We start from the raw sequence: 24,866 nt of genomic DNA on the forward strand, positions 1-24,866 counted from the left end.
CGTTGCAGCGGCAACGCCGGATCTGTAACGTCATTTGTCATGCAGCGGGAGCGCTGCCATCCGGCCGTTCGGTACGGACACGGCTGCCACGATCCGGTTTTGCGTGTGATTTGGCAGTGAGCCGGGTTGCCGTGATCTTCCACACTGTGACGCTCATCACCTGCGCATCGGTGAACTCGACGTGCGGCATGTGCGCCTGATGCGCCATGAGCAGCCGCAGTCCGCGCCGGCGTTCGTCGAGATCGTCCACGATCGAGGCGACGCCGTTGCCGACGATCGACGTGAACGCCTCACCCCAGTTGCATGCGGCCCGTCCCTCGATCACCTCGCAATCCGTGCGCATGGCGAACGATACGGGCAGCCGGTTGCCGGCCGCGCGGATCGCGTCGAGCTTGCGTCCGCGTGAAGCCGAATGCATCCACAATGTCAGGTCGCCGGTCGCCGGATCATAGTCGTACCCGAAGTTCAACGGCACGATCGTCAGCCCCTCTGCATCCACATACGCCATGTCGACGATGTCGCACCGGCCGATGATCTCAGCTATCTGCTCACGGTCGACGATCTCCCGATCCGCCCGCCGCATACGCCGATGCTCGCCGGCGACCGTACGCTCGTCATCCCGGCGCTTCGGCCGGCATCCGCCGTCAATCGGATCGTTGGCGTTGCCGGTATTGTCCGCGCTCATAATCGGTCGTTCCCCCCGTCTTCGGTCGTCGTTGTCGATGAGGAACATGCTATACCGACGGGCTGCATATCCGATGACACAGCGCTGTCCATGTGCGGTTTCGGCTGCATAGATCGGCGTGCATTCGTGTCAGGCAGTCGCACGGTGACGGTCAGCCCTCCGTGCGGGTTGGCGTGCAGGTTCATGGTGCCGTGGTGGAGTCGGACGATCTCGTCGCAGATGGATAGGCCGAGTCCGTGGTTGGGGGTGCCGTGCCGGTTGCTGATTCTGCTGTCCGGGCCACGGTTGAACGTGGCGAGCAGTTCCGTCGGGTCGATCCGGGTGAGGTCCTTGCCGGTGTTGGCGATGGTGAGCGTCGCATAGTCGTTGCCGTTGCCGTCGTCGTGACTGGTTGCGGTGGAGATATCAATGCGACCGCCGGGAATGTTGTGCTGTGCGGCGTTGAGGATGAGGTTCATGACCAGTTGGCTGATAAGCATGTGGTCCGCCGATAGTGTCGCGGGCGCGAGCGACGCCGTCACCGTCAGCGGGGCAAGGGCGTCGTGTTCCTTGTCGAGAACGTCTGAGACGACGTCGGCGAGATCGATGCGGGTGAGATCCGTGTGGTCGAGGTGCTGGATGCGGGCGAGTTCGAGCAGTCGGAGCACGAGCGTCGTGCCGCTGCGGTTGGCGTCGAGCGCCTTGCGCACGAATGGGCGGGTCGCGTCGTCGAACAGTCCCGCGTCGAGTGGGATCTCGAGGGCGGCCGAGGTGGCGGCGAGCGGGTTCTTCAGTTCGTGGGATGCGTTGGCGATGAACTGTCGCTCCCGTTCGATGGCGTCGTTCAAATCGTGGAGCATGGTGTTGTAGGCGTTGGCGATGGTCGTGGCCTCGTCGTTGCGTTCCGGGATGCTGACGGCATGGCGTGCGGACAATGGCCCGTCCACGTTCGTGATCTGCCTGGCCACCATGTTGATGCGTTTCTGGCTGTTGGTGGCTATGGTCCAGGTGAGGATGGCCGCCAGCACGCCGAACACGAGGATCGGCGCGATGGTCGTGGCGAGTATGAGATCGCGCGTCCGGTCGTTGCCCGCCGTCGCCTTGAGCGACAGTCCGTTTCCCCTGTCCTCATTGACGTGGATGGATGTGTAGCCGGAATCGTCGCCGTCGGAAGAATGCGACTCTGGTTGGCGGAGAGACTTGTCCGCGGTGTCGGAGTCCGTGCTCGTGTCGATGCCGCCGACCGTTATGGTGGACAGTTGCCGGTCCACGATGAGGAACGTGCCGGCGGTGCCGACGGTCGTCAGCAGCAGGAACGCGATGACGATCGTGGCGGTCAGACGGCCGCGCGTCGACCATTGTGATGGGCGAAGAATGCGCGGACATGATTGCGGTTCGTGCATGGTGCGCTGTTGGTTCATGATATGCGGTATCCCTGTCCGGGCACGGTCTCGATGAGGTCCGGGTCGCCGATCTTGGACCGCAGCGTGTACACGGTGCTTTTGACGATGCTTTTGACGATGCTTTTCGTGTGCGCGTGGTCGTCCTGCCAGACCTCGTCGTACAGGCGGTCGACGCCGACCACCGCGCCGTGCGCCTCCACCAGCATGCGCAGCACGGCGAGCTCGCGTTGGCCGAAGCGCAATAGCTCGCCGTTCATGCTGATGTCGCCGGTGCGGAAATCGGCCCGGAACCCGCCCCGCACGAACGGTCCGGTATCGGCCAGGCCAAGCCGTCGCTGGACGGCTTCGACGCGGGCGAGCAGTTCGGCGTACGCGAACGGTTTGGTCAGGTAATCGTCCGCGCCGAGTCCCAGTCCCTGCACGATGTCGTCGGTGCGGGAGGCGGCGGTGAGCATGAGGATGTGAACGGGATCGCGTCGCGCCCGCAGCCGACGGCAGATCTCGTCGCCGTGCACGCCGGGCAGGTCCCGGTCGAGGATCAGCAGATCCCATCGCGCGCCGTCCAGTTCGTCGATCGCGTCGCGCCCGTCGTAGACGACCGTCGTGTCGAAGCCCTTCATGCGCAATCCCATGCCGACCACGTCGGCGAGGTTCACGTTGTCTTCGACGACCAGCACGCGCATCGACGTCTCCTTTCCGGTTGATTGGCTGCGGCACATCATATCGGCCGTGGCGAACGAGGTCGGAAATCGGTCAAAAACGGTCGGAACCGGGTCGAAACCGGCAAAACCCATCGAACCGGCTCATACGGTGTGTTCCCGTCACATCAATGTTCAAACGAAAGGAGCACATCATCATGCTGTCGAAGCGGATGCTGCGCGTGGTTGCGGCTGCCGACGTGTTGTCGGTGGTGTTGGGTTTGGGGGCGTGTTCGATGCCGGGTTCCGGGAATGCCGGCGCGTCGGACGGGGCTTCCTCCTCGTCTTCGTCGTCTTCCGGATCGTCGTCGTATGAGGCGGAGTTGAAGCAGGCGTTGCAGTCGGCGTCGAGCGATTTCGAGCGCGGTGTGCTGGAACGCGCGGTCAAGGCGGGCAGGATCAGCGAGTCGGATTACCGGGAGGCGAACGAGAAGTACCAGGAGTGCATGGCCGCCAAGGGCGATGACGTGGAGTTCGACACGGACCAGTCCACCGGGTTGATGCAGGAGCACATGAATACGGACGACAATTACGATTCGGCCAGGGCGAACGAGGACAGTATGGCGTGCGCGAAGGGCACGAACCTGCAGATCCGCGACCTGTACGAGCGTATGGTGCAGAACCCGTCGGACGCGGACGAGATCGAACTGGTCGTGGGTTGCCTGAAGCGGCGTAAGCTGGTGCCGGACTCGTTCACGAAGCAGGATTACCTGACCGAGATGGGCAAGCCCGAGGGGTCGTCGAAGCTGGACACGTCGTCGGACGCGTTCTCCCAGTGCCTGGCGAACCCGAGCAAGTAAAGAGGGGGTGCTGCTCGTGTTTCGATCCGGAAAGAATAGTAGTGCTCGCACACGTCGTCGGGTGAACGGCGTGGGGTTCGTGGTGGCGTGCATGGTCGCGTGCCTGGCTGCCGGCATGGGATTGGCCGTGGGGTTGGAGCGGATGGCGACGCCGCCGTCCCTGTCGGCTTCCCCGGATGCGGGGAGTCTTGCGTTGGGGTCGGAGGAGTTCGACGACGCGCGTTCCCTGAACGTGGACGTGACGGCGTCGCCGGCCGGCGGGGTCGCGTTCCCGGTGTCGGGCAGGGTCACGTTCGCGTCGTGTCCCGCGGACGGCGTGGTGCGTTCGGGCTCGCACGAGTACGACGTGGACGGCACGCCATTGGTGAGCCTGCACACGGACACGCCCTTGTATCGTGATCTGACGTACGGGGACAAGGGCGACGACGTGACGGCGTTGCAGGACGAGCTGGCCGCGCTCGGCTACGGGGGCTCCCGGTCGGGCGTGTTCGACTGGGCCACGTGGGACGCGTGGCGTCGCCTGTACGCGGCGAACGCCGGCACGGCCGCGGCGACGGCCAGGGTCCAGCAGGGCGCGTTCTCCCGCGCGTTGGCGGTGTGGCTGCCCGCGCAGGCGATGAGCGTGTCGTGCGCGGCGTCGCTGGGTTCGACCGTGACCGGCGATTCGACTGATTCGCCCGCGTTCCAAGCCACGGCCGGGGTCGCGTCGGTCAAGGCCGCGTCCCTGCCGGACGGCCGCATCCAGGGCGATCGCGTGGTCGAGATCAACGGCAAGGACTATCCCATCGGCGACGACGGCATCGTGTCGGACCAGGCCGCGTTTCAGGCGATGGCCGGATGGTCCACGTACACGGGCGCGCGCAAGGACGGCGAGGACGTCACGAGCGTGACCGTGACCTACAAGCTCAAGGAGCCGATCGGCGTGTACTCGGTGCCCGCGGCCGCGCTCACCGGGCTCAAGGGCAGCGACGGGTGCGTGGTGGCGACTGACGGCACGAGCGTCAAGGCGCACGTGGCCGGCAGCTCGTTGGGCCGCACGCTGGTCACAATCGACGGCAAGGCGCCCGCGCGCATCAAGGCCGATCCGGGACAGGCGGCGTGCGATGCGCGTTGACCTCGACCACGTCGGCCACCGGTACGCCGACGGCCCGCTCCTGTTCCACGATCTGACCGCAAGCCTCATGCCCGGACACGTGTACGCGTTGACCGGGCCGAGCGGCGCGGGCAAGTCCACGCTGCTCGGCATCATCGCCGGCTGGACCACGCCCGCCGAAGGCCAAGTGACCCGACAGGGCATCGACTCGATGCGCTGGATCTTCCAGAACCCGCACGGCGTGGCCCAACGCACCGCGATCGACCACGTCAGCCTGCCCCTGCTCGCCAAGGGGCTCCCGCGCCGCGAGGCCGAGGAACAGGCGCGCACGCTCATGGACCGGTTCAACCTGACCCGGGTCGCCGACCGCAGGTTCGCGGAACTGTCCGGCGGCGAGGCCCAGCGCCTCATGCTCGCCCGCGCGTTCGCCGCCCAACCCTCGCTCATGCTCGTGGACGAACCCACCGCCCAGCTCGACATGCACACCGCGGCCACGGTCAGCGAATCCCTCTCCCGCATCGCCCGCAACGACACGATCGTCGTGGTCTCCACCCACGACCCGAACACGCGCGACGCATGCACCGACATCATCGATCTGAAGAACTACCAATGAACCACACCACGATGAAAGCAACCTCCGTCATCTCCGAGGCATGGCGCTCCATCACCAGCGGCGCCGCCCGCCTCGCCCCGGCCGTCCTCGCCCTGGCCCTGACCGCCGCCGGCATGGGCATCATGGACATCGCCGCCGGATCGGCCATCCTCGACCAGGCAAACGCATACCGGCAATCCGGGGCCGACATCCTCGTACTCAACGCGCCCGACGGCATCGACGCGGCATCCTGCGAACGCCTCACCAGCCTCACAGGCGTCCAGGCCGCCGGCGCAATCCGCGCAGCCGACCCGCTCACCCTCGCGGCCCTGCCCGACACCACCACGCCCCTCTACCAGATCACCCCAGGACTGGCCAAACTCCTCGACACGAAACAGGACGCGAACACGACCGGACTGATCGCCTCCCAGCAAGTCGCCGACACGCTCGGCACCACCACCGGAGGCACGATCGGCCTCGCGGACGGACGCACCGCACACGTCAAGGGCGTCTACCAATACCCCGACGACGGACGCACCCCCGGATACGCGTACGCGCTCATGGAGGAAACACCCGCCACCGGCACGTTCGACGCCTGCTGGGCCAAGACCTGGCCGCAAACCAGCCAGACCCGCAACGCCCTCTGGTCCACCCTCACCCCGAACGCGAAAACCACCGGCGACGACGCACCCACCCTCGGCCAGCTCAACACCACCAAAGGCGACGGCTTCGACGGACAAACCCTCTACCGGCAACGCTCCACACGCATCCTGCCCGCCTGCGGCGCGCTCATCGCCCTCATTATCGGATACCTGCTCATACGCGGCCGCCGGCTCGAAATCGCCTCCGCACTGCACTGCGGCGTCCCCAAACCCGCACTCGCCACGCAGATCATCATCGAAACCGGCATCACCATCCTGCTCGCCACCGCCATCAGCCTGCCCATCGACATGACCGCCGCCAGACTCCTCATCGACGCCACCGACCGAACCACCATCACCCTCAACGCCATACAAACCACCATCACCACAGGCGCCGCCTACCTACTCGCCACCACCATCACCACCCTCCACATCAAGGAACGACACCTCTTCACCTACTTCAAAGAACGCTGAGGCATGTCGGAGCAAAGAAATCGATCACATCTGATTTCTTTCTTACTTCTTGAATCACAATCAGATATGTTCGATTGCCGACGATCGTAGCCATCGACGGCGATACGGCGGGAATAAGACGCATCCTCTTCTGCCGCACCGCAAGAGGTATCTCTACTCCTCCATTCAGCTGGTGGGACCTTGTGCAGGTCATATTCGGGGAGTGCTACGCGCGGGGATGACCGGGACGAGAAACACTATGACGGCGATTTCCGCGTGACATCCCGCAACGGCAGAGGTTATTCCGATCACGGTTTGACGTACATCGCCATCCAATGCCGTCACTAAAACGCAACCAATCCGCTGCAGACTTCATTGAAGTGGGATGTTGGCCGCTTATGCTCGAATGAGCATTGAGATGTCCTATTACTCGTTGTATACAGAACTATTCATGATCAAGAATAGTTCTGTATACAATAGGGGCATGGCTATTAGAACGAATCGGACATTGCTCACACGGCAGGAAGCCGCACGCCGACTCGGAGTGAGCGAGAGACGAGTCAACGCGCTTTGCGCCACAGGCCAGCTTGAATCGTTTCCCGTAGGGAACAGCACGCTGATCACCGAGGATTCCGTACGCCGTCAAGCACAGTGGCAAGGTGCGGACGGGCGTCCGTATTCGCCGGATATGGCGTTTGCCGCGTTGTATATGATCAGCGGGCTCGACACCCCGCGGCTGGGCCGGCAGCAGCGGTACCGGCTCAGGGGATATCTGAGGCAGATGGATGTGGAGAGTCTGGTCCGTCTCACGCGCAGGCGCGCGACGATGGTCGAATACTGGTGCCGGGATTCCAACCTCACCAAGGTCGAAACCCTCATCCGTCCCTCCGCCGCCACCGGAGCATTGGCCACCTCGTTCCAATTGACCGCCACAGACGTGGTGGAAGGCTACGTCACCGCCGATGCTCTGGATGACGTCATTCGGCAATGTCGGTTGAAACAGGGTGCGACGCCAGTCCGGGTGCGGCTCCATGTCGTCGATAGTCTTCCCGCCGGTGAGGGTCCTATGCCTCTCGGCGTATGTGCGGCCGATCTGGCCGAATCCAACGACCCGAGAGAATGTCGCGCCGGCTTGGAAACCCTCCAACAGCTGATCGACGACTACCACTGCAAGGAGCATCAGGCATGATTCCGACGATCCACATCCCCAACACGGGCCATCCATGGAGCACCGTGTACGCGGTCGCCGCGGCGAACATCCCGGAATCATGGCTGCTCACGGGCGGACTCATGGTCCAACTGCACGCCATCATGGGAGGATTGACCGCGCGCCCCACCACCGACGCCGACCTGCTCGCCGACCTCATAGCCGACCGACGCGGCATCGCCAAGCTACGCGGTATCCTCGCTGCCCGCGGGTTCGAGACGCAACCGGGCACGCTGACCGGATACACGACACGCATGAGCGCGCCAAACGGAGACATTGTGGACCTGCTGGTCGCCGATCACCTGCCCAAGTTCCTCGGGACTGACGCGACCATAGCCGGTACGCCGGTGCTGTCCATGCCGGGCGGCGCTCAGGCCGTGGAACGCAGCATGCAGGTCGGACTCATCGACGACCAAAGCGGGATCGAAGCCGCAATCCGCATCCCGGACCTGCTCGGCGCACTGATACTCAAGAGCGCGGCCTACAGCGCCGACCACGCCGGCTACGGTGAACGTCACCTCTATGATGCAGCCATGCTTGCGTCGCTCATCCCGGACCCTGACGCTGAACTCATGCGCCTGCACAGCAACACCGATCGCAGACGCATCAAACTCCTGCACGACAAGCTCACCGAGGATTCACCTTATTGGGACAACCTTGACGAATCACACCGTCAAGACGGGCTCGACACCATTGAAACGCTTGCCACATGGTAAATCATCTCCTGTAGATTTGGTCGATACCTTGCGGGCGACCTCAGAGGAATGCGCCGTCTCGCATGGTGAGGGTGGTGTCGCATTGGGTTGCGACGCGTGGGTCGTGGGTGGCGAGGATGAGCGTGGCGCCTTGCTTGCATTGCGCGAGGAGCATGGTCATGATGGTGTCGGCGGTGTGCGTGTCGAGTGCCGCGGTGGGTTCGTCGGCGATGATGATGGCCGGGTGCATCACGGTCGCCCTGGCGATGGCGATGCGTTGCCTTTCGCCGCCGGACAGTTGCCCGGGCATGCGTCGCGCCTTGCCGGCGAGGCCGACCTGTTCCAGTGCGGCCGTGGCGCGTTGCCGGCGTTCGGCGCGCCTGATCCTGGGGTGTGCGTATTCCATGGGGATGGCGACGTTGGCCCATGCGGGCTCGTCTTCGAGGATCGCGTAGTCCTGCGGGATGAAGCCGAACATGCGGTTGCGCCATGCGGACCGGTCCTTGTCGTTTTCCGGTGCCGGGCGTCCTTGCAGGAGCAGGGAGCCGGAGGTGGGTTTCATGGACAGTCCGATCATGCGCAGCAGGGTGGATTTGCCGCATCCGGACGGTCCCATGATGGCGATCGACTCCCCGGCCGAGGCGTGCAGGGATACGTCGTGCACGGCGAGGAGCTGCGCCTGCCCGTCCGTGTATCGTTTGGTCAGGTTTCTGGCGTCTATGGTCGTCTGTGGCATGGTCGGTGCTTCTTTCATTGGATGTGTGTGGTTGCGCGTCGTACGGCGATCGTCCAGACCAGGATCGCCATGGCGAGGATGACGGCGATCATCGTCCGGGATGCGGTGGCCACCGGTTCGCCTATCAGCTGGAAGCACGCCAGTACCACGGCGGCGGGCAGCAGCATGCTGAGGATGAGTCCGGCGACGCGGACCGCCTCGCCTACGGCGGTGGCGCCGTAGAGCCGGCGGACGAGCATCGGCGGCTGTTCCCTCGCGAGGGTCACGGACAATGATTGGATGATCACGATGACGGTGAGCGCGAGGAAGGCGGACAGTCCGAGCAGGTACATCAGCGCGCGCACGATGAGGTCCTTGTCCCGTTGGGGTTGTTCCGTGTTCAGCCGGTGCGGCACGAGTATCAGGCCGGCGTCGCGGCTTCCCGTGATGAATTCGTCGAGCTGGGGCCGGGATGGGTTGAACATGACCGTTTTGGTCACCGCCTCTTCGAGTTCGATGTCGTTGAGCCGGTTCAGCGAACTCGGGTCGAGTCGGATGACGATGGTCCGGTCCAGGTTGAGGCCGGCGGTGTTCGGGTCGAATATGGCCGCCGAGGCCGGCAGCGTGCCGGTTACCTTGACGTCGGCGCCGGCGATATGCACGCTGTCGGGCGCCTGCGCCCGGTCCACCCGGTAGCCGATGGACGCGCAGGGCGCGTGGGAGCACAGGCCAAGCCGGGGGAACACGTCATCGACGTTGCCCATCAGGACGATGGCCGGTATGCCGTTGGCGAACCCGGGATCGTCGATCCCGATGTTGTTGACGATCGCGGTGTACGCCCTGCCCTGCTCCAGCATGTCCCGCAGGCCATCCGCCACCTTGGGGTCCGTCTTGCTCGGGGACTGCAGGAGGTATTGCGGGGAGAACGTGACCGCGTCGGCGGCCCGCAGACGAGCCTCGCCGCCGATCACGCTGGACTCGGTCAGCACGTCGCTGAGCGTCATCGTGAACACGCTGCCCGCAAAAACGACGAGGAGCGTGATGCCGAGGATCGACCCCCATCGCCTCAATCCCATGCGGACGCCGGTCATCAGTTCATGGATCATCGTTCCACCTCGTCATTCGATCGTATGCCGAGCCACTCGGCCAACGCCGTCGCGCACACCGTCAGAATCGTGCCGACGGCGAAGGCCGCGACGAACGCGACGGCCGGGCCGATGCCGGTCCTGCCCGACACCACGGTGATGAGCACGGCGCTCAACGCGGTTCCCGCCAGCACGCCCGTCACGACCGGGACGATGGCCGCGCGCACCCGTCCCGCCCACACCTGCCTGCCGGTGGCGCCGAACAATCGCCTGACATGCAGGTCCGCCCTCCTCGCCGTCTCCATCGTCATGACGCACACGCAGGCGCAGACCAACGCCAGTACCAGAAACAGCAAGGTGATGCCCACGAAGGAGTCACCGGCAAGGGACGACCACAACGACTGAGCCTGCGGCTGCGTCACGTCCATGCCGCAGCGCGCGAACAGGTCCGAGATCTCCCGGAGCCGCTGCGGGTCGCTCGTATTCACGTACACGCTGCCGGGAAACAAGGGAACCGCACCCAACGGGAGCACATACTGCAGGTTGCCGCCCGCGTTCACCCCCGGAACCCTGACGACACCGCCGATCGAGAACCCCGCGGGCAGCAACGGCACGTCGCCATGTTCGCGCCATTGGCCGGCCGAGAACGACGACTCGATCACACAGGCCACGCGACTGTTCATGTTCCGGCATTCTTGCGGAAGCGCATCAGCCCATCCGATAGAGGACCCCGACGACTGGAACACGATCGCCGGCCAGCCATCCCCCACGGAACCCTCCACCAAGGAAATACCATGACCGGAAAGATACTCGGCCAGATCACGCGTCGCCTCAAGACTCTTCCCCTCGTCGTGCCCGGCATCCGCCGACGCGGTCAACACCAGCTGCGCCCGCGCATCGGACATGCCCCATTGCGAACCACGCCAATCAAGAACGCCCCAGTACACAGCCCACGCAAGAAATGAAGACAACACACCCAACAGCAACGACACCACGGCAATGGAGACACGGAACCCATTCGGAAATGACCTATCCATGCAACGCCCTCCGACCTTGTGCCGGCGCATCACAGTTGGATGGTCCAATCGCATGCTTCGGCCACGTGGTCGGAGTGGGTGGCGATGATGACGACGGCGCCGTTCTCGGCCATGTCGCGCAGGGTGTGAATGACCATGTCGGCGTTGTCATGGTCGAGGGCGCCGGTGGGCTCGTCGGCGAGGATGACGCCGGGCCGTTTGACGATGAGGCGCGCCAACGCGACGCGCTGCTGTTCGCCGCCGGAGAGCTGGAAGACGGGGTCGTGCTCGCGTCCCTTGAGTCCGACGCGGTCCAATGCCCGGCTGATTCGGTCTCGCCTGTCCTGCCGGATGGCTGTGCCGTGCATTGCCACGTCGAGGTTCTGTTCGATGTCGGCGTTGTCGATCAACGCGTAGTCCTGGAACAGGTAGCCCAGGGTGCGTTTACGGAACAGCCTGGCATGACGCGGGTTCATGGCCGTCAGGTCGTCCGGGCCGCATTCCAGGGTTCCGGCGGTGGCGTGTTCGAGCAGGCCGATGATGTTCAGCAACGTCGATTTGCCCGAGCCGGACGGTCCGGTCAGCGCGATCATCTGTCCCGGTTCGATGCGGAACGTGAGGTCGCGCCACAGGGTTCGTTTCCCGAAGGTCTTCTCGAGTTTGGTGGCGGTGATGGGAGCTCCGGGCAGGGAGTGGTGGTCGTGCATGGTTTATTCCTCTCTGGAGTGATTGGCGGCGAGGGCGCGCTCGTAGCGCGCGGTCGCCAGCAGGTAGATGAGCATGTTCACGATGGTGACCATGGCGATGAACGCGGGCTGCCAGCCGCCCAGCAGGTAGATGTCGGCGACGCTCTGGGCGCCCGTGGGGGTTCCGGAGCGCAGCCCGCTTTGGATGACCAGATATGCCGAGTAGAGGATCGGTGTGAGGGCCAGGACGGTTTCGACGGTGATCGCGAACCGGTGGGTGGCCGGGAAGCTCCAGCCGTGCACGTAGCGGGCGAAGATGCGTTGGGCACCGCTGCGCACATGCGTCTGGGCGGCGGCGATGGCCGAGGCGATGAGGATGGCGATGGCGACGAGCACGTTCATCAGGTGGGTGCGCAGATTTGCCCGGAGTTTCGCGAAGTCCGCGGCCGCTTTTGCGCTGACGCTGCTCACGGCGTAGATGAACGGCTGCAGTCCGGCCTCGCGCAGCGAGACGAGCGCCTGATCCGGGTCGGTGAGCATGGCATTGCCTCCGGAGGCGTAAGCCGTGTAGTCGTCGGGCGAGAACACTCCGGTGCCGGAATCCACGCCGACGAGCACCGCGTCGTGGAACAGGGTCTTCTGGTTCGGCATGTTCTGCTGTCCGTAGCCGAACAGGGACTGGCCGGGCTTGCCCGTCAGCACGGTGATCCGGGGTGCTGCGACGCCATGCATCTGGCTCTGCGAGCCGATGAACGCCCGTACGATGTTCTCGATCCTCTCGCGTTGATCCTGTTTCGAGGCGGGTATCACCACCAGCACCCCATGGTCCGGCACTCGTGTGATCCGCCGGCCCGAGGCGTCTTGCACCGTCTGCGCGTGCAGATAGTTCGAATTCACCATCAGCACGTCCCCGGACAGGGAAGACTCACCGTCCGCAGACGAGCCCGTCTGGTTCGCAAAGGCGGAAAGCTGCTCCAGCGTGTATCCCTCCTCGGCGAGGATCATCCTGCCTTGTCGCTCCTGCGAGATCAGCCATTGGCCCGTCGCGGCCGAATACCGGTCCTGCTCATCCTGGGAGAGCCGGGGGTTGAGTCTGATGGCGCTGGCACGGCCCGCCGTGGCCCATGCCTGTTGGGCTTCGGCCTGGTCCAAGGCCTGGCCTGCGGCCATCCCCGCGTAGACGGCCGCCCAGACGGCCAGGATCACGGCGGGCACGCGCACGCAGTAGACCAGCCCGGACGCCAAACGCGCCGGCAGACGTCCCTTGAGCGCGGCCAGCATCGACGAACGGGACGCCACCGCAAACCCGACGAGATACGCCACGACGATCACCATGAGGAACACGGCGAACACACCGGCCGCCAACGCCAACGCCGCGCCCATATGCGACGCATGGTTGTACATGGCCAGGAATCCCATGAACCCCAGCAGCACAGCCAGAGTCGAGGCCAGGGCCTGGCGGATGTTGGCGCGGACGTCACGCGCGATGACGCTCCAGTCGGAGTTGCCCTGCAGGCGCTGCACGGCATACCCTTTGACGTTCATCAACGCGAACATGCCCGCCAGCATCGCGCACAGCAGAACCGTCACCGCAAAACTCACCCCCAGCGGCTGATTGCTCAGCCACTGCGCGTACGAAGCCGTGTAGTCGGTCTTGACATCCACGTCGTATCCGTCCGTGCGGAACCGCTCGGCGAACGCCCGGGTCGAGGCCGGATCGCCGTACACGTAGTAGCTGCCGCGCGGGTCCTGCCCCGAGAGCCGGCCGAAAGGCAGCACCGTCGTGTTCATCGAACGCGTGAACCCCGGATACCCGTCGGCCAGCCAACGGGCCGGTTCTCCCGACCGGTTCCCGACGGCCACATACAGCGTGCGGGCCCCGCCCGGGTCTTTGATATCCTCCACCAGCTTGACGATGTCGGCGCCCGTGTCGCCGGCCGTCCGTTCGATCCCCACGATGGTCGACGAACTGGGCGCGGACGGCGTCGACCCCGACACCTGCACCGTGCCCTGCACACCCAACGGCGCCACGGCATCCAACCCGCTGAGCATCACGAACGAACCAATAACGGCGACCAGCACCGCCACCAGCACCGCAAGCTGAATGGTCCTACCTCGCATCACGATCTCCTTGTCATGCCGCGTGGCGCAGTTCCAGTACCCGGTCGCATTGCTGCGCGATGCCGGTGTCGTGGGTCACGACGATCAGCGTCTTGCCGTATTCGTGCTGCAGGGCGAGCATCTCGTCGAAGACGTGCTGGGCGAGCGTGTGGTCGAGCGCCCCGGTCGGCTCGTCGGCGAGGAGCACGTCGCCGGGTTTGAGGATGCACCGGGCGAGGGCGACGCGCTGCTGTTCGCCGCCGGACAGGGTCGCGACCTTGTCGTCGATGACGTTGCCGAGGCCGAGTCGCGTGAGCATGGCTTTGGCCTTGCGCTGCTTGACCTGCTTGCCGCCGGGCATGAACGCCATGCCGAGCATGACGTTGCCGAGGGCGCTCAGATCGTTGATGAGCGCATACGATTGGAACAGGTAGTTGATAGTCGTGCGGCGCAGCATGGTCGCCTTGCCGCTGTTGATGTCCGGCAGTTTTTGCCCGTCGAGTGTGACCGTGCCGCCGGTGGGCGAATCCAACAGTCCGATGATGTTGAGCAATGTCGATTTGCCCGAGCCGGACGGGCCGATGATGGCCAGACTGCCGCCGGTCGGCACGGTGAAGGACAGGTGCTGCAGGATGGTGCGGCTGCCGTAGGTCTTGCACAGATCGTTGACGATGATGCTCGTGGACATGGGATGCTCCTTGTATAAGCGCTGGTTGAAAACGGCTGAGTGTGGTTGAGTGATGGTTGAAACGACGCCGGAATGCCGGTCCGCGAATGCGGCGGTTCATTCCGTTTTGATCATGGTCTGCAGCTGGCTCGTGGCGAGCGTCCGCGACTGGACCGTCATGAGGACCAGCTGGAACAGCATGGTCACGGCGGCCGCGATGACGCCCGCCTGCGACCCCAGCAGCAGCGCTGCGAGCAACACGATGGCCGATACGGTGATGATGAGCGTGAAGGCCGGCGCGAAGATGCGTCGCAGTGGGTAGCCGAGTAGTCGTTTGACGGCGATGGTCTCCCGGTAGGTCATGGCGTAGATGCGGCATAGGGTGGCGACGCCGATGAGTTGGAAGATCATGGCGGTAATGGCGAGGCCGCCGAAAAGCTGCATGAATTCGGTGAGGCTTTTGCGCATGCCGGCGATGAAGTCGGCGGTCGTGCGGAAGACCGGATTGTTGTCTTCGAGATGGTACTTGGCGAGGTAGCCCGGTGCCGTGTACCGTTGGGCGGCGGCCGCGTCGAGTTTGATGTAGCTGTTCGTCAGACCGACCGCGCCGAGGCTTTCCGTCTCGAACGGCGTCATGTTCGCGCCGGTGGCCAACAGGATCACCGGGTCGGTGACGTCCGAAGGCTGGTCGGGGTCGTCGCTCCACGTGAACAGCGGCGTGGACGGATGGTAGGTGACGAAGCCGACGGCGCCCGTGTTCATGAAAGTGGTGTGGATGGGGCTTTCCCAGTCCTTGTATTTCATGCTGGTTTCGGTCAGGTAGCCGCGCATGCGTTCCTGTTCATTCTGCGGCATGGTGTCGGGGATCAGGTAGACGCGTTCGCCCGCTTCGGCCCGCGCCGCCACGTTCGGGTCGACGGTGAATCCTTGCGCGGCGAGGTAGTTCGGGGACATGGTGAAGTACCAGAACGCCTGTTCGGGAACCTGTTGGTAGAGGTGCCGCCAGGATGCGACGAGGCTGCGGCCGTAGTATCGGGTGTTGGCGAGGTATACGCCGTCTTCCCGTTCGATCGACGTGTACCAGTCGTAGATCTCCTTCGCATGGTCGTCGGACAGGCCGGACGTCGACGTGTGGTTCGTGCCGCGCGAGTCCTTGTACAGGATGCGCATCGACCGGTATCGGCTCCATTGCGCGCTCACCTGCGTCAGGTTGCGGACGCCGGCCATCGGCGCGTCCACCGCGTGCGCGCCGGCGACCAGTCCGGCCGACGCGAGCACGTACACGATCGCGATCACGACCAGCATCGCCCGTTTCGATACACGGTTGCGGATCGCCGCCACCGGCCGCACCGACAGCAACGCCAGTACGCCGCAACCCAACGCCAGCAGCACGATCGCGGCCGTGGCTAGGCTCGGCGCCAGCATGGCCAACGCCAGTTGCGGCGTGAACGGGAATCCGCTCAACCCCCAGCCGATGATGAGGACGGGGATCGGGATTATCACCGGCAGGAACAGCAGGAACGGACGGTACAATACGGCCCCGTACCCCAGTCGCGACCATCCGAGCAGCATGTACACGCCCAGGCGAGAGAACTCCTGGAACGTGCCCAACACCACGATCAGTATCAACGCCAGCGACGCCACGGCGATCAACGCCAGCGTGACCAGCGTCATGAAACTGTCCGTGAACGACGAACCTGACGAAGCCGACGTCAACTGGTCGCCGGCGATGCCGCTCGCCTCGCTCACGCGGGACACCAGATCCCGGAACTGACCGTCGTCCAATCCGACGATGCGATAGTCGCCGTTGACGGTGCCGGACTGACGCACCAACGCATTCAGCTGCATCACCACCAGACGTACACCCGTACGCGTGCCGGGCAGGTCGGCGATCATGTCCGGACGCACCTGGTCCAATCCCAACGTCGCGTTCTCATTCGTCGCCGTCATCAGCCGGGAGAGATTATGCTCATCCAATATCGATGCGCCGAGATACCGCAGTCGCATCGTCGAGGCATGCGCCGTCACGTCACCGTACACGCCCAACCGGTACCCGCCCGCGGAACCATCCACCGGCGACGTCAGCAAATCCGAACGCACGACCACACCACCGTCAGCGCCGACCGCATCCAGCAGCACGTTCAGGGTCCGGTCGGACCGGTCATGCGGCACATCGGACAACGACAACAGGCGACCCTGTTTCGGATACTCGCGTATCGCCGTGAAATACCCGTCACCCAACACGAACACCGACATCAACCCGGCCAATGAGACCAACACCACCATCAACACACAGACGGCGACCTTCAACAGCCTGTTCATGCTGCTCCCCTTCCCCGCCGCAACCTCGCGACGAATGTTATGGCTCCATGATCTTCCGGTTCGCAGGAGCCATCCATCGGGCGCGGGGATGAACGCGCGCATCATCCGTAAGGACGATGCGCGCGGTTCTCGCTGTGCTTGGTCCGCCGGCCGGGGACGGGTCTCCCCCATATCCGAGTGCGCTGTTGTAACGTTGGTCTGGAATTCGCATGCCAAATAGTTGGGAGGTACGATGAGCGACATTATCGAAACCGCGCGTCTGCTGCTTCGCCCATGGAAGATCGAAGACCGTTCCGAGGCCGCATCCCTGTTCAGGTACGCTTCGGACCCGCGGATCGGTCTGCCGTGCGGCTGGCCACCGCATCAGGACATCGAAGAAAGCATGCGCGTCATCCGTGACGTGTTCTCCCCGACCGAGCACAACTGGGCCATCACCATTCGGGACGCCGCGGCGGAAGACATCGATGCCGACGTTGACGAACCCGTCGGCTGCGTCGAATTGAAGCCGCTCCGCCACATCGATAACGGGCCGGACTGCACGATTGACGAACGCTACGCCCGGCACGTCGGCGGCAACGCGCTGGAACTCGGCTACTGGATCGGCCGCCCGTTCTGGGGCAAGGGATACATGCCCGAGGCGTTGCGCGCCGTGCTCGGCTACGCGTTCGACACGCTGCACGTCGACGCCGTGTGGGGTGCGCACTACACGGACAACACGCAGTCCGGCCGCGTGATGAAGAAATGCGGCATGCAGGTCGCCGGCGAATCGAAGCACAACCATTTCCCGCTCATCGACGAATACCATGACGAGACCCTCCGCATCATCACCGCCGGCGAATGGCAGACGGGGCGCGGAACCATCCGGTAGGTTCGCGGCAGACGATTCAGCGCTAACCCAAATCGTTCGTCGAAACGCCGTGGGGAATCGTAAACATCCGATCCTTCCCCGTGAATATGCGTCGCCATGACCAATACCAACCGATAGCCACCACGATATAGACTGTCTATAGGTCGATATTGCCAAAAACGACCTATAGCATCATTGTTGCGACCCTTGCAATGGTCGACTGACTGGAAAGCGGCGCATATGGGAACAGGCTACAAAAGCATCAGACAGACCGCGCATATGAGCCGGTCAACGAAGAGGCCGGAGGAAATCGCCGACGAAGAATATTTGCGGCGTCTTGACGGGTGGAGCACGTTCCGCTCCGGCATCACCCTGCGCGGGCATGAACTGTTCGTCGTCAACTTCCGCGAACTCGCCACCATCACGGACGATATCCGGGAGCGGGAGACGCGGGTCGCGGCATTATGGGACGCGCTGCCGCCGATCGCCAGACGCGCGTACCTGTACGATCTCATCGGCGAGGAGATGCAAAGCACCAACGGCATCGAGGGCGTGCGATCCACCAGGCAGGAGATCAGCCTCGCGTTGGAGGCCGCCACGGAACATGGAGGGCATGCGCGGTTCAGCGAGTTCGCCCGCCTGTTCCTCGCGCTCAGCGACGACGACCCCGCACGCTACGCGCTGCCGGAAACGCTCGAGGACATCCGTGGCATCTACGACAAGGTCGTCGCCGGGGAACTCGACGACAACGACAAACCGGACGGCGACCTGTTCCGCAACGGCCCCGTGTACATCGACGAGCCCACGACCGGGCGGCGCGTCCACACCGGCGTCACACCGGAATCCGAGATCAAGGTCGCGCTCACGCAATGGCTCGCGCTCACCCGCAACCGGGACGTGCCGCCATTGATCCGCGCCGCCATGTGCCATTTCGCGTTCGAGTACATCCACCCGTTCTACGATGGCAACGGTCGTACCGGCCGGTTCCTGTTCGCCCTCCAGCTTCGACAGCATCTGAGCGTGCCGACCTCCATCAGTCTCAGCCCGGTCATCTCCGACGGCAAGAACCGGTACTACAAGGCGTTCGAGGACGCGCAGCACCCGTTGAACCGTCTCGACGCCAGCCTGTTCTCATATCGGATGATGGAATTCGTCACCGAAGCGCAACGGCGCATCATCGACGATTTGTCCATCAAACGATCCATACTGCTGCGGTCGTTCGCGGCACTCGACCGACTGCGTTCGGAACGGGACTGGAACGACGATGCCACGAACATCGTAGCCGCACTCATCCAAGAAGAACTCTTCGGGATCGCCCCCCCCCACAGCGTAACCAGACCGCGGCTGCGAGAATCGATGGGATTGGGGCGGAACAGAACCAATCATGCGCTGGATGCCCTTGTCGGAGACAAAACCATCATCGCCACCGGGCAACGACCGGTACGATACGAATTGTCGGGCGCCATGCGCACCGCGATCATGGGAGAAGACCAACGATGAGCCGTCGATATGATGTCCGTTGACCGGATTTGTTATGGGATGGTGGCGTATGTACGACAGGAGACGGTTCCGTCTTGGGATGGTGGACAACGACCAGTTGACGTTGACGATGCTGACGTTGCTGGTTCATCGCGATCTTCCCGAGGTCGACGTGACGTGGGCGTGCCGGCGTGGCCGGGATGCGGTCGCCCGCTGCCTGTCGGCCGATTCGCGTCCGGATGTGCTGCTGGTGGATATGTCGTTGGAGGGGTTGAGCGGCGTCGAGGTGTGCCGGCAGGTGCGTGCGGCGACGGCCGATGTCGCGTTGATCGGCGTTACGTCGTTCTCGCTGGAGCATTACGCGGCCGACGCGCTGGCCGCGGGCGCGCAGTGCGTGATGGACAAGGCGCGGGTGAAGGATGTCTGCGATGCGGCGGTCACGCTGGTCAACGGTCGTATGCCGCGCACCCGGTATGTGTCCGATCTGACGGCCGCGCAGTCGCATGCGCTGCTCGCGAAACATGATGATACCGGCGCTGATAGCGATTCCGCTACACGCTCGGCGACTGCGGCCACGGCCGTCGCGTCGTTGACGGAGCGTGAGCGTGAGGTCATGCGCTTGTGCGCGCAGGGCCGGAGTTCGCGCGAGATCGGCGAGCTGCTTGGCGTTGGCGAGTCGTCGGTGAAGACGTATGTGATGCGCGCGGCGAGGAAACTGGGCGCGCGGAATCGGACGCAGGCGGTGGCCGAATGGCTGATGTTGCAGGATTAGTTCGCCGCGCGGGTGAGCGTGTTCGTGCCGCTGGCGTAGGGCCGGTCATGTGGTGCGTCGTGTTGCTGTCCGCCGGTCTGACGGTGTTGGAGATGTTCGAGTATCCCGCGCAGCTCGTGGCGACCACGGTGCTCACGGTCATCCATATCCTGTGCCTGCTGGTGTTGCCGTTCTTTCCGTTGCCGATGAGCGTGGCGGTCGCAGTCACGTATGTGGGGTGCGCGTTCCTGCCGGATATGAGCGGGGCGAGCCTGTTCTACGGCATGTGGGTCGCGCTGGCGGCTGCCGGACGGTACGGTCGGTCGCGATGGTGGCGGCTGTTGCCGCCGTTGATCGCCGCGGTGCGTTGGATGGTCTCGGCGCGCGCCGGCATCCCGTTCGGCGACTACGTGATACTACTGGTGTCGTTCTTCGTCGCGTATGCATTCGGCCGTGCGATGTCGTGGAGGGCCGTGGCCATACAGGCGGAACAGGACCGGCTGCGCTATGAGCGAGAGCGTGAACAGGTGGAAGCCATGCGCCGCGACGCGCGGGCTGCGAGCCGCATCCACGACGCGGTGACGAGCGAGCTCGCGTACATGGCCATGCGATTGGACTACGAACGGTCACGTTCGACGAACGACGAGCAACATACGGCGTTGTTCGATGATCTGTACCGGCGCACGATCGACACGCTCGGCGAGGTGCGCACGGTCATCGACATGCTCGACGGGGACGGTGAGGACACTGATACCGGATCACATCACGATCGCATCGGGGATGATCACGGCGACGGTGACGCATATCGGAGAGATGGCACCGACGACGGCAACACCGGACATTCCGGAGACGACGATATCGAAATCGGAAACTCGACTGCGGCTTCTTCGTCGTGCGTCACGTTCCCCGAGCGTATCCATGACGTACTGGACCACGGCGACCGATACCTGTCCCGGCTTGGTTTCGCCGGCGATTCAACGCTGATCGACAATCCGACCACGGACAAGCCGACGGATACGGCTGACGTTACCCACGAACGCGAGTCCGCCGTGATCGACCTGCTGCGCGAGCTGTACACCAACATCGCCGTGCATGGCGACCCGTCCGGCGAATACCGTGTGGTCGTGCGCCGCAACCGTGATGGCCTGTCTGTCGATCAGGTCAACGACATCGCCACACGATCGCTGTTGCCGGACAAACCCCACTCCGGCAAGGGACTGGCATTGCATCGCACCTGGTTCGCCACTCTCGGCGGTTCGATCAGCACGTCCGCCGAAGACGGCACGTGGATCCTGCATGCGGCTCTGCCGGCATCATCGAAGATGATGAAACCGTTACGAAACGACGGTCGTCCGTTGCATGACGACTTCCGATGAAGGCGCTCATCCATTCCTTTCCGTGTCCGGCGCAAGAAATTCGGGAAATCAACTCCATACTCCCGAATTTCCTGCACTGAGCAATCCGCAGCGCAAGGATTTCGGGAAATCAGCCCAGTCGTCCCGAATTTCTTACACTGACTGACGCTCACCGCAAGAAATTCGGGATGATCGGCCTCTTTCCCCGAATTTCTTGCACCCGGAGGCGTGCATGTGGTCGGATTGCCGGATTCCGTTTGCACAAGCATAGAGCGCACCACCTCCGTCGCTCCCAAGTCATCGGGCCACTCGAGAATGATGTGCCGCAAGCCCGCCCGGTGAGGATACGAGGTCGACCGACGCCCCCTGTCATTCATGGGACCCGGCCTCCACGTACCTCTGTCAGGGTCAACCTGTTCATCGATGAATCCGTCAACGCGGCACCATCATTCGGCCTCCACATGCACCAAAACATCAACCGAGGTTCTGCATCCCTATGAAGAATCCCCTCGCCCACGTCGGTGGATGACCGCCGACGCCCTTGTCGTCTTTGGTTGACGAATACTTCCCCGATTGGCACGATCCTGCGTTGACGATCATCATGGAGGAGTGAAACGCAGCAGTACACAGATGAGACTGTCCCAAAAGTCCATGGTGTTTTAAGAGGGAAGATTGCGATGATCGAGATTTCGAGGCTTTCCAAGACCTATGACGACAAGCGTGTGTTGGATGACGTGTCATTCCAAGTTGAGCAAGGCAAGGTTACGGCGTTGATCGGGCCGAACGGCGCCGGCAAATCGACGCTGCTGCACATCCTGCTCGGATTGGAACCGGCCAGTAGCGGTACAGCCTCGTTCGACGGCAAACGATACAACAAACTTGGCCCCGATCCGCTCATGGTCGTCGGTTCGTTCATTGACGGGCTGATGCCGTATCCATCACGGACGGGGCTCAATCATCTTCATTGGATCGCGCTGGCCGCCGGCATCCCGTTCTCCCGTTGCGATGAATGCCTGCGTCTTGTGGACCTGTACGAGGCACGCAACCGCATGTATAAGACCTATTCACTCGGCATGAAGCAACGGCTGGGCATCGCGACCGCGATACTGACCGATGCCCCGTATCTCATTCTGGACGAGCCGTTGAACGGTCTCGACCCGGAAGGCATCAAATGGGTGCGCGACTTCATCAAGGACTACGTCTCGGATCACAGGACCGTCCTGGTCTCCAGCCATTACATGGCCGAACTGGAACTGGTGACCGACCGCGTCGTGGGCCTGTCGAACGGGCGGAAGGTGCTCGACGATGACATCGACACGCTCCTCGACGGTTATGGCAGCCTGGAACAGGCGTACTTCAATGTGGTGAAGGAGTGAGCGTCATGGGAACGAATGTTTCATCATCCCGGTATGTGTCCTGCTCGCTGGTGCGGTACTGCGCGAACCGGCAGTTCTATTGGTCGGTGTTCGCTGTGCTGGCGCTCACCGCGCTGTTCGCGGTACTGGACGTGCAGACGATCTCCTCGACGGTGTCCATTGCCGCGGATGGCGCCATACGATCGGCTGATTCCCTGGACCCGGATCCGGCGCATATCGTGTCCGACGCCGTACTTGCCTCGCCCTACCAGACCTCGATCATCCTTATTCCGATCATCATGGCGTTGAACGTCGCGGCAGGATTCCGCACAGGAGACGAACGACAACTGCGACTGCTGGTCAACCGGCCTTGGCCGTTCGCGATCGGGGACGTGCTCGCGACCGTGATTTACTGCGCTGGCGTCTCACTGCTGTCATCCGCACTGAACGCGGCGATACTCGCCGCGACATTGAATCCTGCCTTGCGGCCCATGTTCCTCACCACGACCGTCGTCACGACGCCGTTGCGTGTCATGGTGTTCGCCGTGGTCATGGGACTGGTCGGATACATCGCGGCCGTGGCCACGAAACGCGACGTGCCGGCCTTGGTCGTGATCTTCCTGCTGCTCATGGTCTCGCTGTCCGGCGTGCTGAAGGCGATCCACGCGGACGTGCTGCTGCCGATGATCGGAGGCAAGAGCTTCGCGTTCGGACGAGTCGATGAAGCGGGCGATCTTCCGGTGAACGTTTCCGCAATCGTCATGGCCTGCTGGCTAACAGTGACGTTCTGCGCTGCGGCGACCATTCGTGGGCGGCTTCTTCGGCGGTTACAGGCGTAGGAGGCGGTCTCGTATGATCAAGGCCCTGCTCTACAAAGATATGACGTCACGCTCCCTGTGGATCGCATGTCTGGCAGCCGTGTGCTGGGTGATTGTCGTATACACGGTCGCGCTCATGCCGGTCAGCATGGATGTGTCCGGGAACAACCCGCTGAACGCCGGAAGCAGCATGACGCTTGCGTCGCAGGCGACGGTGATCATCGCCATTGTTCTGTCGCACATCGAGATTGGTTCAGGAGAAACGGTGATGGCAACGCTTATCGTCGGTTCCCACCGTTGCATGGCCTATGCCTTGATAACAGAGAAGATCGCAATCATTCTCATTGCCGGACTGTTTCTGGCCATGTTGGACACCATCGGCAACGTCATCGTCTACGGAGACGGCGATGTCTTCGGCCATCTTTCGTCCCGATGCCTGCTGTTAGCGGTCATGAACGGCATCGCAGTGCTGTCGCTGTCCATGTTCGTTGGGAACGTGCTGCTTGGCTTATCCATTTACCTGTTCGTACCCATACTGCTCAAACCGTTCATCATGTATCTGATACCTGCCGCGAACAGGCTGTTCTATCCGGCGGCGATACGCGAGGCAACTGCAGTGAACCGTCCACTTACCGGGACGTTGGTATTGCTCCTGTGGTTGCTTGCCTTCCTGATCATGGGTTATGCAGCGGCATTCAGACATGCATGTCATCGGTAACTGGCATGACATATTCACGTCAGCGGGCTGCTATAAGATAATTTATAGAGCCAGCCCTGCGGGGATATGGAAGTTGAGACCGGTGCTCCCGTGATTCACGGGACCCGGTCTCCGCGTATCTACACCAGTGCAACCTGCTCGTCGATGACTTTGGCGTCGGTAAACCGATCGAAATCCTGCAAACCCAGTCTGGTGTCCACATATGCTCCAAGAGCCTGATCCGGCAGCCACAGGAGCGGTTCGGCATCTCCTCGCATATGGGTGATTCTGATTCGCGAGACTACGCCCATACGCTCCAGCTGCATCCTGTGTGCGTTATCCGCCTTATTCAGGGCATCGGTTCTTGCTTCCAAGACCAGCTGTTCGATGCCGTAGCCCTCAAGGATGGGAAGCAGCCGTTCCAGACACTTGCGACGCGCACGTTCGTCCTTCATATGCGTCATCCGTTCGCCGACCACGATGATGTGAAGCGATTCCATTCCCTCCAAGGATTTGATTACCTCGTTTTTGAATCGTGGCGTCATGTCGTGCCAGTGCAGTTTCTTCGCGCCGGCGGGTTTCAACCGCATGAGTTCGCTTCTGATAGAGTCCAGATTCCCCTCGATCAGAGATGCGCCCATCAGATACCAAGAGTGATCCAGATCCTTGTTTCTGATGCTTTCGTCGCCCCAGGCGGTAGATAACATCGTAAACCTCCTGAAAGCGG

The 24,866-nt window shown here is 63.1% G+C and carries 24 protein-coding genes; 13 read left to right on the forward strand and 11 right to left on the reverse strand.

Annotation, left to right across the window (positions count from 1 at the left end; translation table 11 throughout):
- Window positions 1–37 precede the first annotated feature (37 nt).
- The 3 genes from KIH76_RS05735 to KIH76_RS05745 are packed head-to-tail and all read right to left on the reverse strand — an operon-like array spanning window position 38 to window position 2,750.
- Entirely contained in the window at window positions 38–685 is a 648-nt protein-coding gene (locus KIH76_RS05735; RefSeq protein WP_219069798.1) for a pyridoxamine 5'-phosphate oxidase family protein, read from the reverse strand.
- Window positions 682–2,085 (reverse strand): sensor histidine kinase, encoded by a 1,404-nt coding sequence (locus KIH76_RS05740; protein WP_219069800.1) that lies wholly within the window; start codon window positions 2,083–2,085, stop codon window positions 682–684. The genes KIH76_RS05735 and KIH76_RS05740 overlap by 4 nt, the downstream gene beginning before the upstream one ends.
- Window positions 2,082–2,750: a response regulator transcription factor gene (locus KIH76_RS05745; RefSeq protein WP_219069802.1), complete on the reverse strand. Its 669-nt coding sequence runs from the start codon at window positions 2,748–2,750 to the stop codon at window positions 2,082–2,084. Before KIH76_RS05745 ends, KIH76_RS05740 begins: the two co-directional genes overlap by 4 nt.
- Before the next feature lie 173 nt (window positions 2,751–2,923).
- Here KIH76_RS05745 and KIH76_RS05750 point away from each other — a divergent pair, with 173 nt between their 5' ends.
- The 6 genes from KIH76_RS05750 (at window position 2,924) to KIH76_RS11560 (ending at window position 8,267) form a co-directional block, all read left to right on the forward strand.
- Window positions 2,924–3,565 carry a hypothetical protein gene (locus KIH76_RS05750; protein WP_236036855.1) on the forward strand — a complete coding sequence of 214 codons (642 nt, stop codon included), beginning with the start codon at window positions 2,924–2,926 and terminating at the stop codon, window positions 3,563–3,565.
- A 70-nt stretch (window positions 3,566–3,635) separates the two neighbouring features.
- On the forward strand, window positions 3,636–4,679 hold the full coding sequence (locus KIH76_RS05755) for a peptidoglycan-binding domain-containing protein (RefSeq protein WP_338023588.1): 1,044 nt from the start codon (window positions 3,636–3,638) through the stop codon (window positions 4,677–4,679).
- Window positions 4,669–5,271 carry an ATP-binding cassette domain-containing protein gene (locus tag KIH76_RS05760; protein ID WP_214373812.1) on the forward strand — a complete coding sequence of 201 codons (603 nt, stop codon included), beginning with the start codon at window positions 4,669–4,671 and terminating at the stop codon, window positions 5,269–5,271. The genes KIH76_RS05755 and KIH76_RS05760 overlap by 11 nt, the downstream gene beginning before the upstream one ends.
- Window positions 5,272–5,282: 11 nt before the next feature.
- Complete coding sequence (locus tag KIH76_RS05765) at window positions 5,283–6,365, forward strand: hypothetical protein (protein ID WP_236036856.1); 1,083 nt, start codon at window positions 5,283–5,285, stop codon at window positions 6,363–6,365.
- A gap of 487 nt (window positions 6,366–6,852) precedes the next feature.
- A complete protein-coding gene (locus tag KIH76_RS11555; protein ID WP_236036857.1) occupies window positions 6,853–7,533 on the forward strand; it encodes a helix-turn-helix domain-containing protein in 681 nt (226 codons plus the stop codon).
- Entirely contained in the window at window positions 7,530–8,267 is a 738-nt protein-coding gene (locus tag KIH76_RS11560; protein ID WP_236036858.1) for a hypothetical protein, read from the forward strand. The genes KIH76_RS11555 and KIH76_RS11560 overlap by 4 nt, the downstream gene beginning before the upstream one ends.
- Before the next feature lie 40 nt (window positions 8,268–8,307).
- Here the strand turns inward: KIH76_RS11560 and KIH76_RS05780 are convergent, their stop codons facing one another.
- From KIH76_RS05780 to KIH76_RS05810, 7 genes are all read right to left on the reverse strand, one after another.
- The gene (locus KIH76_RS05780) at window positions 8,308–8,982 is read right to left on the reverse strand and encodes an ABC transporter ATP-binding protein (RefSeq protein WP_214373810.1); all 675 of its coding nucleotides are present in this window, start codon (window positions 8,980–8,982) and stop codon (window positions 8,308–8,310) included.
- A 14-nt stretch (window positions 8,983–8,996) separates the two neighbouring features.
- The gene (locus KIH76_RS05785) at window positions 8,997–10,067 is read right to left on the reverse strand and encodes a hypothetical protein (protein ID WP_219069804.1); all 1,071 of its coding nucleotides are present in this window, start codon (window positions 10,065–10,067) and stop codon (window positions 8,997–8,999) included.
- On the reverse strand, window positions 10,064–11,137 hold the full coding sequence (locus KIH76_RS05790) for a hypothetical protein (protein ID WP_219069806.1): 1,074 nt from the start codon (window positions 11,135–11,137) through the stop codon (window positions 10,064–10,066). The genes KIH76_RS05785 and KIH76_RS05790 overlap by 4 nt, the downstream gene beginning before the upstream one ends.
- Entirely contained in the window at window positions 11,113–11,769 is a 657-nt protein-coding gene (locus KIH76_RS05795) for an ATP-binding cassette domain-containing protein (RefSeq protein ID WP_214373807.1), read from the reverse strand. The genes KIH76_RS05790 and KIH76_RS05795 overlap by 25 nt, the downstream gene beginning before the upstream one ends.
- A 3-nt stretch (window positions 11,770–11,772) precedes the next feature.
- Window positions 11,773–13,869: a hypothetical protein gene (locus KIH76_RS05800; protein ID WP_219069808.1), complete on the reverse strand. Its 2,097-nt coding sequence runs from the start codon at window positions 13,867–13,869 to the stop codon at window positions 11,773–11,775.
- Between the two features lie 13 nt (window positions 13,870–13,882).
- On the reverse strand, window positions 13,883–14,536 hold the full coding sequence (locus tag KIH76_RS05805) for an ABC transporter ATP-binding protein (RefSeq protein ID WP_214373805.1): 654 nt from the start codon (window positions 14,534–14,536) through the stop codon (window positions 13,883–13,885).
- 96 nt (window positions 14,537–14,632) lie between these two features.
- Window positions 14,633–16,837, reverse strand: a complete 2,205-nt coding sequence (locus KIH76_RS05810) for a hypothetical protein (RefSeq protein ID WP_214373804.1) — start codon at window positions 16,835–16,837, stop codon at window positions 14,633–14,635.
- A gap of 232 nt (window positions 16,838–17,069) precedes the next feature.
- On the opposite strand from KIH76_RS05810, the gene KIH76_RS05815 reads away from it, so the two are divergent.
- The 7 genes from KIH76_RS05815 (at window position 17,070) to KIH76_RS05845 (ending at window position 24,160) form a co-directional block, all read left to right on the forward strand.
- A complete protein-coding gene (locus KIH76_RS05815) occupies window positions 17,070–17,705 on the forward strand; it encodes a GNAT family N-acetyltransferase (protein WP_214373803.1) in 636 nt (211 codons plus the stop codon).
- Window positions 17,706–17,924: 219 nt separating this feature from the next.
- Window positions 17,925–19,184: a Fic family protein gene (locus tag KIH76_RS05820; RefSeq protein WP_219069810.1), complete on the forward strand. Its 1,260-nt coding sequence runs from the start codon at window positions 17,925–17,927 to the stop codon at window positions 19,182–19,184.
- 49 nt (window positions 19,185–19,233) lie between these two features.
- Window positions 19,234–19,935 carry a response regulator transcription factor gene (locus KIH76_RS05825; RefSeq protein WP_214373802.1) on the forward strand — a complete coding sequence of 234 codons (702 nt, stop codon included), beginning with the start codon at window positions 19,234–19,236 and terminating at the stop codon, window positions 19,933–19,935.
- Window positions 19,914–21,290 (forward strand): sensor histidine kinase, encoded by a 1,377-nt coding sequence (locus tag KIH76_RS05830; protein ID WP_214373801.1) that lies wholly within the window; start codon window positions 19,914–19,916, stop codon window positions 21,288–21,290. The genes KIH76_RS05825 and KIH76_RS05830 overlap by 22 nt, the downstream gene beginning before the upstream one ends.
- A gap of 656 nt (window positions 21,291–21,946) precedes the next feature.
- Complete coding sequence (locus tag KIH76_RS05835; protein WP_214373800.1) at window positions 21,947–22,645, forward strand: ABC transporter ATP-binding protein; 699 nt, start codon at window positions 21,947–21,949, stop codon at window positions 22,643–22,645.
- A gap of 5 nt (window positions 22,646–22,650) precedes the next feature.
- Window positions 22,651–23,463 (forward strand): hypothetical protein, encoded by an 813-nt coding sequence (locus KIH76_RS05840; protein WP_214373799.1) that lies wholly within the window; start codon window positions 22,651–22,653, stop codon window positions 23,461–23,463.
- Window positions 23,464–23,476: 13 nt separating this feature from the next.
- Window positions 23,477–24,160, forward strand: a complete 684-nt coding sequence (locus KIH76_RS05845) for a hypothetical protein (RefSeq protein ID WP_214373798.1) — start codon at window positions 23,477–23,479, stop codon at window positions 24,158–24,160.
- 119 nt (window positions 24,161–24,279) lie between these two features.
- Here KIH76_RS05845 and KIH76_RS05850 read toward each other — a convergent pair whose 3' ends face one another.
- A complete protein-coding gene (locus KIH76_RS05850) occupies window positions 24,280–24,846 on the reverse strand; it encodes a hypothetical protein (protein ID WP_214373797.1) in 567 nt (188 codons plus the stop codon).
- Between the last annotated feature and the right edge of the window lie 20 nt (window positions 24,847–24,866).

Origin of the sequence: Bifidobacterium simiiventris (assembly GCF_019331715.1) — a bacterium.
GTDB classification, from domain to species: Bacteria; Actinomycetota; Actinomycetes; order Actinomycetales; family Bifidobacteriaceae; genus Bifidobacterium; species Bifidobacterium simiiventris.

Bases quoted from the DNA above. Each gene is read 5' to 3' on its own strand.
- KIH76_RS05735 (WP_219069798.1), bottom strand. From the start codon at position 685: ATGAGCGCGGACAATACCGGCAACGCCAACGATCCGATTGACGGCGGA.
- KIH76_RS05740 (WP_219069800.1), bottom strand. From the start codon at position 2,085: ATGAACCAACAGCGCACCATGCACGAACCGCAATCATGTCCGCGCATT.
- KIH76_RS05745 (WP_219069802.1), bottom strand. From the start codon at position 2,750: ATGCGCGTGCTGGTCGTCGAAGACAACGTGAACCTCGCCGACGTGGTC.
- KIH76_RS05750 (WP_236036855.1), top strand. From the start codon at position 2,924: ATGCTGTCGAAGCGGATGCTGCGCGTGGTTGCGGCTGCCGACGTGTTG.
- KIH76_RS05760 (WP_214373812.1), top strand. From the start codon at position 4,669: ATGCGCGTTGACCTCGACCACGTCGGCCACCGGTACGCCGACGGCCCG.
- KIH76_RS05765 (WP_236036856.1), top strand. From the start codon at position 5,283: ATGAAAGCAACCTCCGTCATCTCCGAGGCATGGCGCTCCATCACCAGC.
- KIH76_RS11560 (WP_236036858.1), top strand. From the start codon at position 7,530: ATGATTCCGACGATCCACATCCCCAACACGGGCCATCCATGGAGCACC.
- KIH76_RS05780 (WP_214373810.1), bottom strand. From the start codon at position 8,982: ATGCCACAGACGACCATAGACGCCAGAAACCTGACCAAACGATACACG.
- KIH76_RS05785 (WP_219069804.1), bottom strand. From the start codon at position 10,067: ATGATCCATGAACTGATGACCGGCGTCCGCATGGGATTGAGGCGATGG.
- KIH76_RS05790 (WP_219069806.1), bottom strand. From the start codon at position 11,137: ATGCGATTGGACCATCCAACTGTGATGCGCCGGCACAAGGTCGGAGGG.
- KIH76_RS05795 (WP_214373807.1), bottom strand. From the start codon at position 11,769: ATGCACGACCACCACTCCCTGCCCGGAGCTCCCATCACCGCCACCAAA.
- KIH76_RS05800 (WP_219069808.1), bottom strand. From the start codon at position 13,869: ATGCGAGGTAGGACCATTCAGCTTGCGGTGCTGGTGGCGGTGCTGGTC.
- KIH76_RS05805 (WP_214373805.1), bottom strand. From the start codon at position 14,536: ATGTCCACGAGCATCATCGTCAACGATCTGTGCAAGACCTACGGCAGC.
- KIH76_RS05810 (WP_214373804.1), bottom strand. From the start codon at position 16,837: ATGAACAGGCTGTTGAAGGTCGCCGTCTGTGTGTTGATGGTGGTGTTG.
- KIH76_RS05815 (WP_214373803.1), top strand. From the start codon at position 17,070: ATGAGCGACATTATCGAAACCGCGCGTCTGCTGCTTCGCCCATGGAAG.
- KIH76_RS05820 (WP_219069810.1), top strand. From the start codon at position 17,925: ATGGGAACAGGCTACAAAAGCATCAGACAGACCGCGCATATGAGCCGG.
- KIH76_RS05825 (WP_214373802.1), top strand. From the start codon at position 19,234: ATGTACGACAGGAGACGGTTCCGTCTTGGGATGGTGGACAACGACCAG.
- KIH76_RS05830 (WP_214373801.1), top strand. From the start codon at position 19,914: ATGGCTGATGTTGCAGGATTAGTTCGCCGCGCGGGTGAGCGTGTTCGT.
- KIH76_RS05835 (WP_214373800.1), top strand. From the start codon at position 21,947: ATGATCGAGATTTCGAGGCTTTCCAAGACCTATGACGACAAGCGTGTG.
- KIH76_RS05840 (WP_214373799.1), top strand. From the start codon at position 22,651: ATGGGAACGAATGTTTCATCATCCCGGTATGTGTCCTGCTCGCTGGTG.
- KIH76_RS05845 (WP_214373798.1), top strand. From the start codon at position 23,477: ATGATCAAGGCCCTGCTCTACAAAGATATGACGTCACGCTCCCTGTGG.
- KIH76_RS05850 (WP_214373797.1), bottom strand. From the start codon at position 24,846: ATGTTATCTACCGCCTGGGGCGACGAAAGCATCAGAAACAAGGATCTG.